Below are 15691 nucleotides of genomic sequence, written 5' to 3'. Positions count from 1 at the left end.
CGGATGTCAGGCACCGATCGCTTCGACTGCCGGCGTGGCGGGGCGTCCGATGAGGCGTTCGAGATCTCCGCTGTCGGTGTCGAGCGCGCCGACGGCGATGCCCGCGTCGGAGTCGGCGAGCACTGCTGCGAACTGTGCGGGCACACCGGCGTTCTCGAGGATCTTCGCGTACTCCTCCTTCGGCAGATCCTTGTAGGTGACGGGCACGCCGACGATGCCGGAGAGGACCTCCGCCAGTTCGGTGTAGGTCAGTCGCTCGCCACCGAGTTCGTAGACGGCACCGGCGTGTCCCTCGGTCGTGAGGACCGCGGCGGCCGCTTCGGCGAAGTCCTTGCGGGCCGCCCCGGCGACGCGGCCGGCCCCGGCCGAACCGAACAGCGCACCGGAGGCAGCAGCCGCGGCGACCGAGCTGTCGTAGTTCTCCCAGTACCAGCCGTTGCGCAGCAGGGCGTGGTCGATGCCGGAAGCCGCGAGCAGTTCCTCGGTGGCCTTGTGTTCACCGGCGAGGATCAGCGGACTCGTCGCTGCGTGCAGGATCGAGGTGTAGGCGATGAACGCGACGCCAGCGGCCTCGGCGGCGTCGATGATGTTGGTGTGCTGGGGCAGTCGCTGCCCCACTTCGCTGCCGGAGACGAGGAGCAGCTTGTCGACACCGGCCAGCGCGTCGCGCAGGGCATCCGCATCGGCGTAGTCCGCAACACGGACCTGCACTCCGTCGGCGGCCAGATCTGCGGCCTTCGCCGCGTCGCGCACGACGGCGACGATGTCGCCGGCGGCGACTCCGCGGGCGCGGAGAGCGGTGATGGTCAGGCGGCCGAGGTGACCGGCGGCTCCGGTGACAGCGATGGTCATGGGACTCCTCGAAGTGGTCGAGTGGGATCGGGAACGACACCATTCCATCACTTACTTTTAGTAAGTGCAACCGATCGAGCCAGTACCATTCGTTCTCATAGCCGTCGTATACTCGGCGTTCATGAGCACCGATCGCCTCCCCGAAGCCGACGTCTTCGCGCGCGAGTGCCCGTCACGTCCGGTGCTGCAGAGCATCACCGGACGCTGGGGTGTGCTGGTGCTGGCGGCGCTCGTCGACGACACGCGCCGGTTCTCGGAACTGCGTCGCCGGGTCGACGGCGTGAGCGAACGCATGCTGTCGCAGACCCTGCAGACCCTCGAACGCGACGGTCTGATCCACCGCGCCGTGCTGGGGACGATCCCTCCGCATGTCGAGTACTCGCTCACCGCCCTCGGACGCCGCATCACCGCGCCCCTGCTGACGCTCATCGACGTCGTGGAGGAGTCGATGCCCGAGATCGTCGCCGCGCAGGACGAGTACGACCGCAGCCACTGATCCGGGCGGCGCGAACCACCCCCACCGGCATGGATGCGGCTGACAGAATGAAGCGGCCGGTCGCTCCGGCCGGTGTCGCCCGCCGGAAGGACATCCACAATGGCGCACATCAATCTCGGTAAGCAGCACCCGGCCGCCTACAAGAACGTTCTGGCGTTGAACAAGGAGGTCGAGGAGGCCGTCTCGCAGGCCGGTCTCGATGCGAAGCTCGCCGAACTGGTGAAGATCCGCACGTCGCAGCTCAACGGATGCGCGTTCTGCCTGCGTATGCATACGCGCGACGCCTTGGAGAAGGGCGAGACCACCGATCGTCTCGCGGTCGTCGCGGCCTGGTGGGAGTCGCAGTACTTCACCGACCAGGAGCGCGCCGCGCTCGCGCTGGCGGAAGAAGTCACACGCCCCATGGAACCCGGTCGTCACGAGTGGGACAACGGTGCACTCAGTGACGAGCAGGTTTCCGCGGTCACGTGGCTTGCGATCGTCATGAACGCGTGGAACCGCATCGCCGTTCGGAGCCACTACCCCGTCGCCCCGTGACCCGCACCGGCCTCACGCCCCCACTGGTCAGAAGTTGGTGAGGTTCGGGAAGAACAGCACCTGCCCGACGGTGATCCTGTTCGGATCGTCGATGTGATTGGCAGCCGCGATCATCGCGAACATCTCCGCGTTCCCGTAGTGGTCCTCCGCCAGAGCCCGCAGGGTATCGCCAGGGACGACGGTGTGCCGGTAGTTGAGCCCCGGACGAATCAGCACGCGGCCGACCTGGATGACATTCGGGTCGGCGATGCGGTTGGCCGCCGCGAGCACCGGGAACAGGGTCCCGTCGCCGTAGAAGTGTTGCGCCAATCCCGACAGTGTCTCGTCCGGTGCAACGGTGTGCCGTTCGGTGATGTACGGGATGAGCAGTTCCTGTCCGACGGTGATCTCGTCCGGATCGGTGATGCCGTTCGGAACGGCGATGACGAGGAACAGCGTCGCGTCACCGTAGAACCTCTGCGCCAACTTCGAGAGCGTGTCGCCTGCGACGACTTCGTATTTCGTAACCATGACCGTACCTCGGTGGTGTCGAGCGTCCGCGATCCGAATCGAATCGACGAAGATCATGGTGGTCACTAACGGCAGCAGGCACACGCGTAGCGCGCTGCCCGAATCTCGTATGAAAGTTCCGTCGACTACGTCGGTGGCAGCAGTTCGAAGACCGGATGGTGACCGGCCTCTGCGACGAACCGTTCCACCGGATCGTTCCTGCGTGCCTCGAAATACCGCCGGGTGGCGGACGCCAGCTCGATGTACCGCTGCAGGACGGGCCCGGCCTCCTCCGCTGATAGCTCACGGATCGAGTAGCGGCGCGTGTCGCGGCGCCTGCTGAGCTCGACCTCGCGGGCAGCACGCGCGTTGTGCACCCACCCCACCGATCCGTACGGGGCCACGAGCCAGCGTTTTCCGTGCAGATCGACGATCAGCACGGGGTTGCGGCGGATCTTCCCGGTGCGCCTGCCGCGTGTGGTCAGTAGATAGGAGTGCGGCACCAATCCCGCACGAGTAAGCGTGCTCATCGCGACGTTCTCGATGTGTCGCCACCGGCTCGGTCGGTAGGTGCGCTCGGGACGGAAGGAGCTGTCGGTCATGGTCTGCCCTCATGCCCGTCGCGTACGGCACTCGGAACGTGTTCGACAAAGTTGGGGCACCGACGTCCGACGTACCCCGGGCTCCCTGAGCCGGGGCAGCGTGGCCGACATGTCCACATGTGTCCGGTCGGTCGGGCGACCCGTCAGTGCCTGCTGGTGGATTCGTCGGTGACGAGGCGGTACAGCACGTACACCGCGAACCACGCGATGAGCACCGACGCGATCACGAGGGCGATCTCGTAGAAGAGGACCATATGCTCGATGCTACGACCCGCCGCGGCTACCTGCCTATTATCACCGGAACTGTCCGCCGCGCCAGGTCGGCAGGTCGCGCGTTCCGAGAGCCACTTCGAGGGCCGCCTGTCCGGACAGTCGTGTCGAGTCCAGTGCCGGCAACGGCGAGTCGTCCGGGGAGACCAGAAGTGGGATCTCGGTGCACACCAGCGCGACCGCGTCGCACCCGGACTCCGCGAGTCTGCCGATGAGGTCCGCGAAGGACGTCCGGGTCTCGTCCCGGAAGATGCCGTGCACCAGTTCGTCGAAGATCGCCGCGTGTACTAGGTCCTGATCGTCGTCGGTCGGGATGATGGCCTCGATTCCGCGTGCCGCCAGTTCGCGGGGATACAGAGTGCCCTGCATGGTGAACCGCGTTCCCAGGATGCCGACGCGTCGGTGCCCGGCACGCTGCGCTGCGTCGGCCACGATGTCGATCAGGTGCAGCCCGGGAATCGTGAGTGGATCACCGTGTGCTTCGAGCGCGAGATGAGCGGTGTTGTCCGGGCACACGAAGAAGTCGCAGCCGGCCCAGGCCAGACGATCGACGCTGGTTGCAAGCATGGCGCGCACCGCTTCGTAATCCCCGCGCTCCCACGCGGGCATGCAGTGCTCGAAGGAGATGCAGTCCATGGTGACATCCGGATGCGCCGGATGCCCGAGACGGTTGCTGTGCTGACAGACCTCGCGCCAGCACAGCGAGGCACCTTCCCAGCTGTGGCCCAGGATTCCGACGTGTTTCATCCTTGTACCCCCTCTGTCCTGCGCCTGTGGTCGCTCTCCGTGTGACGAGCGGGAGGGCGACCACGGCGGTGATAGATCAGGATCCGGATGACGATCCGGTCTCGATCAGCTGCGTGATGACGGCGACGAGAACATCCGCAAGGAACATTGCTGCAGAGCCCATTCGATTACCTCTTCTCTTCGGTGTGTCGATACACGCTCAAGCGAGCGCAGACTGCCCAGCGCTGCAATGTGTTTCATTACATCCGCCGGCTGGAGCAGACATTCGACAACTCCCGCCCCGCACAGTCGGTGACCGGCGCCACAGTCGAGGGGCCCCTTCCTCAGCGGGCTTCCCGGTCCCCGATCCGGGGGGTGCACAGTTTTCGACCGTCGCCCGCAGCTGATCGTCATAAGTGGGGATTATGACGATCATTACGCACGCTCGATCGCGGACGAGATCGAGTTGTTCCTATTTCAGTCCTCGTTACGCAATGCAAAGCAGTGCGGTTTCTACCCAGCTCAGCGTTTTTCGTAACGTTTCGTTTCGTCACGATCTCGTTTTTAATTACGTAACTGAATGCGGTACGATACCTGCGACCCGGGATTTCCACGCGCCACAACGAGGACACCCATGACCGACGCACACTCCCCCACTCCCGAAGCGACCACCGACGAGGAGGACTCGAGCAAACCCCGGGTGGGACGCCCTCGGAAGTACGCCACGGCAGCCGACCGTGTGCGCGCCTATCGCGAACGCGAACGTGCCAAGAAAGAAGCCGCCGGCACGGCCCCGGCGGTCGTCGAGAGCCCGGACGATGCGGTCTCCGCGCTCACGGCCGCCACCACTGCCCTACGCGCCCTCGCAACCAACAGCGTCGAGCAGTACTCGGCGATCGCCGAACGGATCACCACCGCGGTCGACAAGCTCACCGACGCCGAGGCCCTCGAGGCGCAGATGACGCGGTCCGCCGCCGAACTCGCGAAGGTCAAAGCCGACGCCGACGCGAAGATCGTCCGTCTACGCGAACAACTCGCCCAGGCACTCGAGGACCGCGACAACGCCGACGCGGCAGTGGCCGCCGTCGACGCCGAACTCGCCGACGCTCGTACCGCACACACCGAACAGGTGCGCCGACTCGACGAGGCGCATCACGCCGAGTTGACGCGCCTCAAGGACGAGCACGCCGCAACACTGCAGCGGTGGAAGGACGAGTTCGAGGCCGCGACCGCCGAGCACACAGGGGTAGTCGGCGACCTGCGTGCGACGATCGTTCAGCAGGACGAATCCCTCACCGCGCAGCGACGCGAACTCGACGAGGCAGCAGCCCAGCGTGAGCGCGCGACCGTCGAGGTCACCGACCTGCGAGCCGAGATCGCGCGCCTGCAGGCCGCACTCGACCGGGAGGTCTCTACCCGCGAGCGCCTCGACACCGAGCTCACCACCGAGCGCGACCGCACCTCCGAGCTACGGAGCCGACTCGAGGAATCGCGCATCACCGCCGCGACGGCCCAGGCAGCCGAGACCGCGGCACGAGCACGCGGCGACGAACTGCGGGCCGAACTGTCGGCACTGCGCGACGAGATCACCGCCTTGCGCGACGAGACGAAGACGCTTCAGACTGAAAATCTGACGCTGAGAACCGAATCGACCTCTCTCCGCGCCGAACTGGATGCAGTGGGGGCCGCCGGGACGAGCTGAGCCGGTCGCCCGATCATCGAGAGGTTCGATGCCGATCTCCGCCGGCGGGGGCGAGCGTCAACCGAGCTGTTCGAACAACGACACGATGATGCCGTCCGGTCCCCGCACGTACGCCATTCGCACGCTGTTCTCGTATTCACCGATACCCCCGACGAGCCCGTAACCCTGCTCGGCTACAGCGTCGACGGCAACTTGGAGGTCGCCGACCTCGAACGACACATTGCGGATCCCGAGCTCGTTCGGCATCGCCGTCGGCGAACCGGGGAGGTGGTCGGGCGCGATGAAGCGCGAAAGCTCGAGCCGGGTCCCTCCGTCCGGGGGTCGGAGCATCACGATCTCGCAGTGCGTGCCGGGGAGTCCGCAGACGGTCGCAGGAAAGTCGCCCTGCACAGAGCCGGTGCCTTCGACCTCGAAACCGAGGCCGGCGAAGAACGCCGTCGCAACGTCGAGGTCGGAGACGGTGAGGCCGACATGGTCGAAACGTCGTACGTGTGCCATGGGATCCATCCTTCGATGTTGTCTCGTCCGTTTACTGCTGGGACGGAGCCGGTGCTCGGATCTCGGCATTCCGCGGACTCGGTGGGACATCGGATCGTTCCCCACCCCCGCATCGATGAGCTACGACGCGCCCACCGCTCTGCGACGCGTCCCTCTGATCCGAGCAGCCCTGACAAGCATCAGCAGGCACAGCCCGATACCCCATCCGATCTCCGACAGCATCACACCCACTCCCGCCTGACCGGTGTCGTCGGTACTGGCAACCACGCTGAATGCGGTGGTGAACCCTGCCGCCGTGCCGATTGCGGCGGCCAGTCCACCGCTGACCACCCAGCGGGATCGACGAGCGCAAAGGAAGCATGACAGCACGACGGTCACTCCACAGGCGATCACCTGCCAGGTGGGGAACTCGTTCGGTGCGGGCAGGCCGGGACCTCGGAACTCACCGTCGTGTTCGGCCGACCAACTCAACCATCCCGCGCAGGACAAGAATCCGAGTGCGAATGCGGTTGCACCGGTCGCCCACAGGCCGCGCCGGCCGAGACCCGCGGGTCGATCACCGGTGTGCTCGTGGTCGCTCGACGGACTCCGGACACCCGCACGCTCCCGCTGCCAGGCAACCCACACCATGCTCACGCCGATCAGGGTCGGCACGCCCACGAAGATGAGCACGATCCACAAGAATTGAGCCCAGGAGAAATCGAAACCGGCAGCCATAGGCAGACAGTATGTCGAGTGGAACGAGAGTCCGACGCACGGTCGTGATCGGCCTACGATGCCGGCCCTACGATCGGCCGCGTCCCCATCCGTACGAGGAGCGCGGTCACCTCGGGTACTTGCGCAGTTCGTTCTTGGCGATGGTGCGCAGGTGCACTTCGTCGGGCCCGTCGTAGATGCGCATAGCACGGTGCCAGCCGTACATCGCGGCGAGGGGCACATCGTCGCTCATACCCGCTCCGCCGTGTACCTGGATCGCCCGGTCGATGACCTCGAGGGTCATGCGCGGTACCGCGACCTTCGCGGCGGACACGTAGGGAGCGGCGGCCTTGTTGCCGTGTTCGTCGATGGTCTTGGCCGCGAGACGACACAGCAGCCGGGCCTGTTCGATCGCGACGCGCGATTCGGCGATCTGATGCTGCACCACCCCCTGCTCGGCCAGTGTCTTGCCGAAGGCGACACGTCCCTGCGCGCGCGTGGTCATCAGCGCCAGGGCCCGTTCGGCGGCACCGAGTGCGCGCATGCAGTGGTGGATGCGGCCGGGTCCGAGACGTGCCTGCGCCATGGCGAAGCCGCCGCCCTCCTCCCCGAGGAGGTTCTCGGCGGGAACGCGGACGTTGTCGTAGACGACTTCACAGTGACCGTGCTGGTCGTGTCGTCCGAACACCGGCAGGTCGCGGACGATCGTGACACCGGGAGTGTCGATCGGCACCAGGATCATGGACTGCTGACGATGGGTGTCTGCGCTCGGATCGGTCTTGCCCATGACGATCAGCACCTTGCAGCGGGGATCCGCGGCGCCGCTGGTCCACCACTTGCGACCGTTGATGATGTAGCTGTCGCCGTCGCGCTCGATTCTGGTCTCGATTTTGGTGGCATCGGAGCTGGCCACGGCGATCTCGGTCATGGAGAAAGCGGACCGGATCTCGCCGTTCAACAGTGGGTCGAGCCACTGCTTCTTCTGATCATCGGTGCCGAACAGGTGGAGCAGTTCCATGTTGCCGGTATCGGGAGCCTGCCCATTGGTGGCTTCCGGGGCGAGATGCAGGCTCCAACCGGTGATCTCGGCGAGTCCGGCATAGTCGAGCTGCCCGATGCCGGATTCGGACGGCAGGAACAGATTCCACAGGCCCCGCTTGCGGGCCTCCTGCTTGAGGGTCTCGATGACAGGCGGGACTGTGTGGTCGTCGGGGCCGACGTTGCGGCGATAGGCCTCGTATTCGTGTTCGGCCGGGAACACGTGGCTGTGCATGAACTCCACGAGGGCCTGTTCGAGTTCGAGCGCTCTGGGAGACGGTCGAAGATCCAGCAATTCGGTGTTCGTCTGCGCGGTGAGCATGCTGTTCGCTACGTCGGTCATACGGTTTCTCCCTCGAAGATTCGGTCGGGGACGTCGTGAAAATGGGGTCGAGGTTCGGTCAGGGACCGCGGTCGAGGTCTGCGCCTCGGTACTGCATGAGATCCAGGGCGTACTCCACGTAGAGGCTCGCTACCTCTTCCGGACTCATCCGCCCAACGGGTCGCCACCAGGTGGGGAGAGCAGTACACATCGAGACCACTGCGCGAGCAGCGTCCTCGGGGTTTCGGACCCGGAACGATCCGGCGCGCACGGCGGCCAGCACCTTCTCGTCGACGACCGCCTGCTGCCAGTTCCTCTTGTTGGCGATGATCCGCCGGTTCTCCGTTGTGAGAGAACGCATCTCACTGGCACCGATGAACCCGAGTTCGCGGCGGTGCGTGTGGTACAGCGCCAGGTTCTCGATCAACAACGTGAAGACCGTGACGGGATCCCGGCCGGCCCCTTCGGCGAGTGCGCCGCGTGTGCGCTGCTCCAGATCGTCCATCGTCGCCTGATAGATCGTCATCAGGATGTCCTGCTTGCTGGTGAAGTAGTTGTAGATCCCCGGAACCGACAGGCCGCATCGCTTGGAGATCTCGCGCATGCTCGTGCCGTGATACCCCACGGCGAGGATCTCCTCGAGCGCGGCCTGGAGCACGGGTGCCAGCGACAACGGTTCGTACTCCCGCCACTGCCGACACGCTTCGACCTGCCCGGGTGGGTCGGACCGGGTCGCAACGAGGGTTTCCGGTTCCTCTGCGGGTGCCGTGAGCGCCGCCCGACCGGCTTCGAGGATCTCCGCCGGCCTCACCCCGAGTGCATCGGCGATGCGGTTCAAGCGATCGACGGTCAGTCCGGTCTTGCCGTTCTCGATCTGGCTCAGGGTGGCCGGGCTGACGTCGATGCACCGGGCCAGGCCTCGCAGCGTCATGCCGCGCGCGATCCGTACCTGGCGCAAACCGGCCCCGACCGACGCCGACCTGTCGACCGAAACCGCACTCACCGACAACTCCTGTGTTTGAAATAGCTGAACACCGACCATTCGGCCCTCGACCGTTCCGGGCAGCGTATCCACTTGCACGGCTGTCTCGCAGCGATTTTCGCGAAAATATCGACCCGTTGACGTCGACAGGTGTGACGTGCACCATAGTCGACACCGAGCGTGTGCTCGCTCCCGCTGTTTACCCGATGGAGGACAACATGACCGAGGTCGACGCTCCCGCAATGCGCGAACTGCTCGGAGAGAACGCGCCGAGCAATTGGGGCAAGTGGGGACCCGACGACGAGCTGGGTGCACTGAACTACCTCGACGCAGCGGAGGTTCTGCGCGGCGTCCAGCACGTCAAGTCGGGCGAGACCTTCACGCTCCAGATCCACATGGGACGCGCCGAGAGCCCCGGCGACCCGCTGTGGCCGGGTCGTGAGGGGATCAAGCGGCAGAACGTGCTCGATGAGAGTTCCTGGGACGGCGACGGGGCTCCGGCCTTCCCGGGCGGCCTGCACTACGCCGACGACACGGCCTTGGTCTTTCTCCAGGGATCGACCCAGTACGACGCACTCGGACACGTCTGGTACGACGGCAAACTCTGGAACGGGTACGACGCCCGCAGCACCGTCGGAGGAATGGACAAGGCCTCCGTCCTCCCGATCGCAGAGAAGGGCATCGTCGGCCGCGGCGTCCTCATCGACATGGCCCGCCATCGCGGGAAGCCCTATCTCGACAAGGGTGAAACGTTCGACCACCGCGATCTCGAGGAAGCTGCGACCGCCCAGGGCGTGACCATCGAGCCGCACGACATCCTGATCATCCGCACCGGGTGGCTCAAGTACTGGTACGAGTTGAACAACCCCGAACAGTTCTACGACGGATTCTGCGAGCCCGGCCTCACCTATTCGCCCGAGCTCGTCGAGTGGTTCCAGGACAAGGAGATTCCGAACCTGGTGACCGACACGATCGCCAACGAGGTGACCTACGACCCGCAGAGCGGCGTCGCGCTGCCGTTGCACTGCGCCCTGATGCGCAATCTCGGTGTCACGCTGACGGAGATCGCCTGGCTCGACGACCTCGCCGACGCCTGCGCCGCGGACGGCCGCTGGAGTTTCCTCTACACCGCCGCCCCGCTGAAGATCGTCAACGGCACCGGCGCCCCGGTGAATCCCATCGTCATCCGCTGAGGCGAACCATGACCATCTATGACGACAAGGTGTGGTTGTCGCAGTACGACGCTGCGCAGCGGCAACCACGCACGATCGAATTCGACGACGCCCTGGCGATGTTCCGGGCGACCGTCGAACGCGATCCGGACGCCGACATCATCCGCTACTTCGACGGCCGGATCACCGCAGGTGAACTCGACGAACTGAGCGACGCATTCGCCGCCGGAATCCTCGACGCAGGGTTCCAGCCGGGTGAACGGGTCGCGATCTATGCACAGAACGTGCCCCAGTTCGTCATCGCCCAACTCGGAACGTGGAAGGCCGGCGGTATAGCGGTGTCCGCCAACCCGATGTACCGCGAACGCGAACTCGAGGAGATCCTGCGCGACTCCGGTGCCACGGTCCTGGTCGCGCTGCAATCCCTCTACACCGACGTAGCAGCGAAGGTCGTCGAGTCGACCGACGTGCGCACCGTGATCACGACATCGGAACTGGAGTACCAGACTGCGAACAGCGGCACCCTCGCCGACGTCGAACACGTCGAGTGCGCGGGCACCACGGACATGGCGGAGATGCTCACGGCCTTCCGTGGCCGAACCGTGCCGCCTGCCGAGATCGGCCCCGACACGGTCGCTTTCCTGACATACACCTCCGGGACCACCGGCCCACCGAAGGGCGCGATGACAACCCACCGCAACGTGGCGTTCAACGCGCAGACCTACCGGGACTGGATCGACATCGGTCCAGACGACGTCGTCCTCGGCGTCGCACCGCTGTTCCACATCACCGGGCTCGTCGGCCACATCGCCCTGTCGCTGCTGACCGGTGCACCGCTGGTGCTGATGTACCGCATGGATCCGGCCGACACCATCGAGACGATCGAAAAGCAACGCGCCACGTTCACCGTCGGATCGATCACGGTGTTCATCGCGTTGATGAACGCCCCGAACGCGAGCAAGGAGGCCTTGGCGAGCCTGACCAAGATCTACTCCGGCGGAGCGCCGATCCCACCGAGCACCATCGCGGCGTTCGAGGAGCGATTCGGCCACTACATCCACAACATCTACGGCCTCACCGAGACGACCTCCCCGTCCCACGGGGTGCCGCTCGGCAGGCGGGCACCGGTCGACGAGCTGACCGGAGCGACCTCCGTGGGCGTGCCGGTCTACGACACCGTCGTGCGGATCGTCGACGACAACGGCAACGACCTTCCCCCGGGCGAGGTCGGGGAATTCGTGACGGCGGGGCCGCAGGTGGTAGCGGGGTATTGGAACAAGCCGGAGGCCACCGCGAACTCGATCCCGAACGGCGTGCTGCACACCGGCGATGTCGGCTACATGGACAGCGACGGCTGGTTCTACATCATCGACCGCAAGAAGGACCAGATCAACGCCAGTGGCTACAAGGTCTGGCCTCGCGAGGTCGAGGACGTGCTCTACGAACACGACGCCGTTCGCGAAGCAGCGGTGGTGGGTGTACCCGACGAATACCGCGGGGAGACTGTCAAAGCTTTCGTCAGCCTCCGCCCCGGAGCCACGGTCACGCCCGATGAGCTGATCGCGTTCACGAAGAAGCGACTGGCGGCCTACAAGTGCCCACGCTTCGTCGAGATCATCTCCGACATCCCCAAGACGGCGACGGGCAAACTGCTGCGCCGCGAGCTACGAACGGCGACACCGTCCTGACGATGGTCGCAGGGTCCCGCGGCCACATGCGCGATCCATAGGGGCGCTGCGCCGAAGGCGGGTCTTCTCGGTACAAGAGCTACCGAAGAAGGCCCGCCTTCTCGCGTGCCGGCCGGACGGCACACCATCACGATCCGCACATTGCGTGGATCAACCGCGCACGGTCGCCATCAGGGCATCGAGTGGCTCGGCGGCGGGGAGCGCCAGCGCGGCTCCAGCGACCTCTACGGCGCTCTCCGGCGACAACCGTCCTTCGACGTTGAGATCGAACTTCATCGTGAGCTCGTCGTCGGAGAGCGGGTTCGCCGGACCACCCCGGTTATAGTCGACGCGAACCTCGTGCCAGGAACCGTCCCGCGTACGTACCCGGAGCACCGCCGGGAACTGATGTGGGTAGATCTCGTCGCAGCGGTCGTCGCTGTAACTCGTGACCAGCCGCGCGAGTTCGAGTGTGCGCGGATCCTTCGCGGCAGCGTCGGTGAAATCGGCGTGTCCCACACCGAGTCCCGAGCCACCGAGCAGTGCCCGTGCGACGGTGAACGGGCCCGAGAAGACCGCGTGGTAACCGGATTCGGGAGCAGCCTTCGATGCCGGGGGCTCGGCGATCGTGCGTAGTACCGGCTTCGGTACGCCGAGTTGGATCTCCACGATGTCGGCCGGGTCCAGACCGTCGCGGACGAGCGCCCGCGCGGCGTCGATGCCGGCGTGGGTGAAGTGGTTGCACGGGTAGGGCTTGAAGAAGATGCCCGGCAGTTCCCAGTGCTCGCCCAGTCCGTCCAGCACCTTCGCGGTGTCGGCCCGATCGCCGCAGAAGGCGTGCAGGAATCCGAAGCGTCCTTCGATCACGGTCGGCGGTCCGGTGAGCCCGGCGCGAGCAAATTCTGCCGAGGTGACACCGGAGTGTGCGGCCCATCCGCAGTGCGGCCGCTTGACCGTGCCGCCGGTGCGGTTGGCTTCGAGCAATCCGGCACCGAAGCTCGCGGCGATGCCCATGGCGTCCGCGATGCCTTCGGTCTCGAGTCCGTAGAGCATCGCTGCGGCGGCAGCCGAACCTACGGCACCGCAGATGGAGGTTGCGTGCTGGCCACGTTCGAAGAATTCGGAGTTGCCGAGTTCCTCGTCGTAGCCGCCCATTCCCAGGCGGACCACGATCTCGATACCCACACCCGCAGCGTCGAGAACGGCTGCACCGGAGGCTCCCACTGCTTCACCGACGGCGAGCGCCGCCGGGATCACCGAAGCGGACGGGTGCAGCACCGACGGCAGATGGGTGTCGTCGGAATCCATCGAATGGGCGAGTGTTCCGTTGACGAGCGCGGCGGTGGCCGCCGGGAACCGCTCTCCGGTGCCGATGCCGGTGGCCGCGGCTGCGCCCGACCAGTTGCGTGCCACCTCGGTGACGACGCGAGCGGACGGCTGGTCGTGCGCCGCGAGGGAGTTTCCGAGCAGGTCGAGCACCCGGCGCGCGACGTCCTTGCGCAGTTCTGCGGGCAGTCCCGTGGTGCGGATGTCGGCGGCGAGGGCGGCGAGCCGGCCGACGACCGTTCCGATCAGGTCGTGTCGGGTCTCGGTGCTGGTCACGAGGCCACCACCGCGACGGGGCGAACGGGCGAACCGGTGCCGCCGGTGATGCGCAGCGGTGCCATGACGAACGTGAATTCGGTCAGGCCGCGGGCGCTTGCATCCTCGAGGTCGAGGTGCTCGATGATGTGGATTCCGTTCTCCACCAGCATCACTCGGTTAACCGGAAGAACACTGTGCCCCTTGCCCGCCGGGATGTGTTCGAAGGCGGTCGTGTCTGCACCGGCGGCCGCGATGCCGCTGGCCGCGAGCCACCGGCCCGCACCGACATCGGCGCCCGGAACACCGTCCTGCTGGCCGAGATAGCGTTGCGGATCGTCGAAGTACCGGGCCCATCCCGTACGGATCAGCACGACATCACCGCGGCGCGGTGTCACACCGGCGGCGTCGGCCGCATCGCGCAGGTCCTGTTCGGTGACCGCCTGCCCCACGTCGAGGGAGTCGACGCCGCGGACCCGTGCGACATCGAGGAGCAGTCCACGGCGAAGCATGAAGGGAATGGACTCCGCGCCGAGCTGGGAGAATTTTCCACCGCGCTGGGCTTCCTGGGCGTCGATGCCGCCGTGCAGCTTGCCCTCGTGGCTGACGTGGGAGAGCGCGTCGACGTGGGTGCCGACGTGTCCGCCGGTCACGATGATCTCGTTCGATGCCGATCCGCCGTCGGGTCGCACCATGTCGCCGTGCCGGAGGATGAGCGTCATCCGGAATCCGGGGTGGTTCGGTGAGCAAGGCATACCGGTCGTGTGGGGATGTCCCAGCTCGACGATGTCGACGTCGGTGTCGACGACCGCATTCAGCAGTGCGTCGGGACCGGTGATGGTTTGTTCGGTCATGATGTGGCTCCTCGTACTGTGATGGCCGGGGCTCGGTCGAGTACGACGCGAGCATTCGCAACGACCGCCGGGTCGATGAATCTGCCGTTCTCGTCGAGAACCGCGGTCTCCCTCGCCGCCGAGGACGCGGACGCGTCGTCAACGATGCGCTGCGCGCGCTCTCGTTCCTCGGCCGAGGGCGTGTAGGCCTCGTTGACAATGTCGATCTGCTTCGGGTGGACGACGGAGCGTCCGAAGAATCCTTGGATGCGGCCGACTCGGGACGATTCCGCGAGCCCGGCCAGGTCGCTCACGGCGGTCCAGATACTCTGGATCGGCGACGACAGTCCCGCTGCGCGTGCGGCTGTGACGATCCAGCGCCGGCGAATCCCACGCCGACTATTTCGACCGGCTCTTCGGCACGTCCTACCGCGCCTGGGTCGAGCGCGACCGCGTGATGGTCGCCGGCCTGCAGGCGGTCAACTACGACGACAAGCTCAGCGCGCGGTGGACAGCGCTGGTCACCGATCTCAACGGCCGACTGGCCGCGCAGATGAGTAGGGACGCCGACGCCGGGGAGATCACTCCGCTGTCGGACGACCACGAAGGCCTCGTCACGACCCTGACCGACATGATCGTCATCGCCTTCTTCAAGGACCGATCACTCAGGCCGTCCGAAGCCGAGTCGAGACGGATGCTGGCCAACGTGAAGACGGTCTGGCTCGGAACATGGGGTGCGCCGAACCCGCCGTCGCATCGAGTCGACTGATACGGCGGCGTGCTATCGCCTTCGTGGCGTGATGCGACCGGTCCACGCCCCTCTCTACTACCGGGAGGCAGTTCGCTTTTCCGCTACCTCTTCACCTTCGTTTCGTCGCGCGCTCAGAACAGCCCGACTGCTCGGATGATCAGACCGACGGCCACCACCAGGACCACGATCACCACGATCGCGATGGCGATGAGGGCCCCGGCACTGCGGCGCTGCGGCGGTTCGTGTTGCGGACCGCCCACAGCAGTCTCGGCGGGCGGAGTATCTCCGGGCGCCACCCCGCCTCCGGGTTCGAGACCAGGAGTGTTCGCGGGATCAGGGTTCTGCGGGTCGAACTCGGACGCGTCGGGATTCTCGTCAGCCATACTCTCCTGTACCCGATTATCGGCGAGCAACGCGTCGACTTTTCTTCTTCGCAGCGCCGCACCTGCGAGTGCGCGGGGTACAACGTCTGGGACA

At 66.0% G+C, this 15691-nt stretch carries 18 protein-coding genes; 6 read left to right on the top strand and 12 right to left on the bottom strand.

Features of this window, described 5'->3' with window-relative positions:
* Nucleotides 1–6: 6 nt before the first annotated feature.
* The gene (locus tag AC6CID_RS23310; RefSeq protein WP_498354569.1) at nt 7–852 is read right to left on the bottom strand and encodes an SDR family oxidoreductase; all 846 of its coding nucleotides are present in this window, start codon (nt 850–852) and stop codon (nt 7–9) included.
* 121 nt (nt 853–973) lie between these two features.
* Here AC6CID_RS23310 and AC6CID_RS23305 point away from each other — a divergent pair, with 121 nt between their 5' ends.
* Both AC6CID_RS23305 and AC6CID_RS23300 read left to right on the top strand, forming a co-directional pair.
* Entirely contained in the window at nt 974–1348 is a 375-nt protein-coding gene (locus AC6CID_RS23305; protein ID WP_159418215.1) for a winged helix-turn-helix transcriptional regulator, read from the top strand.
* A 99-nt stretch (nt 1349–1447) separates the two neighbouring features.
* Complete coding sequence (locus AC6CID_RS23300; RefSeq protein WP_064255657.1) at nt 1448–1885, top strand: carboxymuconolactone decarboxylase family protein; 438 nt, start codon at nt 1448–1450, stop codon at nt 1883–1885.
* Between the two features lie 27 nt (nt 1886–1912).
* On the opposite strand, the gene AC6CID_RS23295 is transcribed toward AC6CID_RS23300, so the two are convergent.
* From AC6CID_RS23295 to AC6CID_RS23285, 3 genes are all read right to left on the bottom strand, one after another.
* Nucleotides 1913–2395, bottom strand: a complete 483-nt coding sequence (locus AC6CID_RS23295) for a LysM peptidoglycan-binding domain-containing protein (RefSeq protein WP_498354568.1) — start codon at nt 2393–2395, stop codon at nt 1913–1915.
* A gap of 125 nt (nt 2396–2520) precedes the next feature.
* A complete protein-coding gene (locus AC6CID_RS23290) occupies nt 2521–2976 on the bottom strand; it encodes a nitroreductase family deazaflavin-dependent oxidoreductase (RefSeq protein WP_006552141.1) in 456 nt (151 codons plus the stop codon).
* Nucleotides 2977–3270: 294 nt separating this feature from the next.
* On the bottom strand, nt 3271–3993 hold the full coding sequence (locus AC6CID_RS23285; protein WP_498354567.1) for an aspartate/glutamate racemase family protein: 723 nt from the start codon (nt 3991–3993) through the stop codon (nt 3271–3273).
* A gap of 613 nt (nt 3994–4606) precedes the next feature.
* On the opposite strand from AC6CID_RS23285, the gene AC6CID_RS23280 reads away from it, so the two are divergent.
* Nucleotides 4607–5674 carry a coiled-coil domain-containing protein gene (locus AC6CID_RS23280; protein WP_064061026.1) on the top strand — a complete coding sequence of 356 codons (1068 nt, stop codon included), beginning with the start codon at nt 4607–4609 and terminating at the stop codon, nt 5672–5674.
* 57 nt (nt 5675–5731) lie between these two features.
* Here the strand turns inward: AC6CID_RS23280 and AC6CID_RS23275 are convergent, their stop codons facing one another.
* The 4 genes from AC6CID_RS23275 to AC6CID_RS23260 all read right to left on the bottom strand — a co-directional run bounded on the left by AC6CID_RS23275 (nt 5732) and on the right by AC6CID_RS23260 (nt 9231).
* Nucleotides 5732–6172, bottom strand: a complete 441-nt coding sequence (locus AC6CID_RS23275) for a VOC family protein (protein WP_019289494.1) — start codon at nt 6170–6172, stop codon at nt 5732–5734.
* A gap of 120 nt (nt 6173–6292) precedes the next feature.
* Nucleotides 6293–6889, bottom strand: coding sequence for a hypothetical protein (locus tag AC6CID_RS23270; RefSeq protein WP_452585272.1), 597 nt, complete (start codon nt 6887–6889; stop codon nt 6293–6295).
* Between the two features lie 106 nt (nt 6890–6995).
* Nucleotides 6996–8249, bottom strand: coding sequence for an acyl-CoA dehydrogenase family protein (locus tag AC6CID_RS23265; RefSeq protein ID WP_498354566.1), 1254 nt, complete (start codon nt 8247–8249; stop codon nt 6996–6998).
* Between the two features lie 58 nt (nt 8250–8307).
* Complete coding sequence (locus AC6CID_RS23260) at nt 8308–9231, bottom strand: TetR-type transcription factor C-terminal domain-containing protein (protein ID WP_307718228.1); 924 nt, start codon at nt 9229–9231, stop codon at nt 8308–8310.
* Between the two features lie 197 nt (nt 9232–9428).
* On the opposite strand from AC6CID_RS23260, the gene AC6CID_RS23255 reads away from it, so the two are divergent.
* Both AC6CID_RS23255 and AC6CID_RS23250 read left to right on the top strand, forming a co-directional pair.
* Nucleotides 9429–10403 (top strand): cyclase family protein, encoded by a 975-nt coding sequence (locus AC6CID_RS23255; RefSeq protein WP_024101012.1) that lies wholly within the window; start codon nt 9429–9431, stop codon nt 10401–10403.
* A gap of 8 nt (nt 10404–10411) precedes the next feature.
* The gene (locus tag AC6CID_RS23250) at nt 10412–12070 is read left to right on the top strand and encodes a class I adenylate-forming enzyme family protein (protein WP_064061022.1); all 1659 of its coding nucleotides are present in this window, start codon (nt 10412–10414) and stop codon (nt 12068–12070) included.
* A gap of 150 nt (nt 12071–12220) precedes the next feature.
* On the opposite strand, the gene AC6CID_RS23245 is transcribed toward AC6CID_RS23250, so the two are convergent.
* Genes AC6CID_RS23245 through AC6CID_RS23235 form a run of 3 tightly spaced genes read right to left on the bottom strand, consistent with a single transcriptional unit; the run spans nt 12221 to nt 14777 of the window.
* Complete coding sequence (locus tag AC6CID_RS23245; protein ID WP_094980466.1) at nt 12221–13651, bottom strand: MmgE/PrpD family protein; 1431 nt, start codon at nt 13649–13651, stop codon at nt 12221–12223.
* Nucleotides 13648–14484, bottom strand: coding sequence for a cyclase family protein (locus tag AC6CID_RS23240; RefSeq protein WP_064061020.1), 837 nt, complete (start codon nt 14482–14484; stop codon nt 13648–13650). The genes AC6CID_RS23245 and AC6CID_RS23240 overlap by 4 nt, the downstream gene beginning before the upstream one ends.
* Nucleotides 14481–14777, bottom strand: a complete 297-nt coding sequence (locus AC6CID_RS23235; RefSeq protein ID WP_498354565.1) for an HpcH/HpaI aldolase/citrate lyase family protein — start codon at nt 14775–14777, stop codon at nt 14481–14483. The genes AC6CID_RS23240 and AC6CID_RS23235 overlap by 4 nt, the downstream gene beginning before the upstream one ends.
* Nucleotides 14778–14917: 140 nt before the next feature.
* On the opposite strand from AC6CID_RS23235, the gene AC6CID_RS23230 reads away from it, so the two are divergent.
* Complete coding sequence (locus AC6CID_RS23230) at nt 14918–15232, top strand: hypothetical protein (protein WP_138941538.1); 315 nt, start codon at nt 14918–14920, stop codon at nt 15230–15232.
* 113 nt (nt 15233–15345) lie between these two features.
* Here the strand turns inward: AC6CID_RS23230 and AC6CID_RS23225 are convergent, their stop codons facing one another.
* On the bottom strand, nt 15346–15597 hold the full coding sequence (locus AC6CID_RS23225; RefSeq protein ID WP_006552118.1) for a DUF6480 family protein: 252 nt from the start codon (nt 15595–15597) through the stop codon (nt 15346–15348).
* Between the last annotated feature and the right edge of the window lie 94 nt (nt 15598–15691).

This window comes from Rhodococcus sp. GQ147, assembly GCF_059759155.1.
This window is presented reverse-complemented; position numbering and strand designations above follow the sequence as displayed.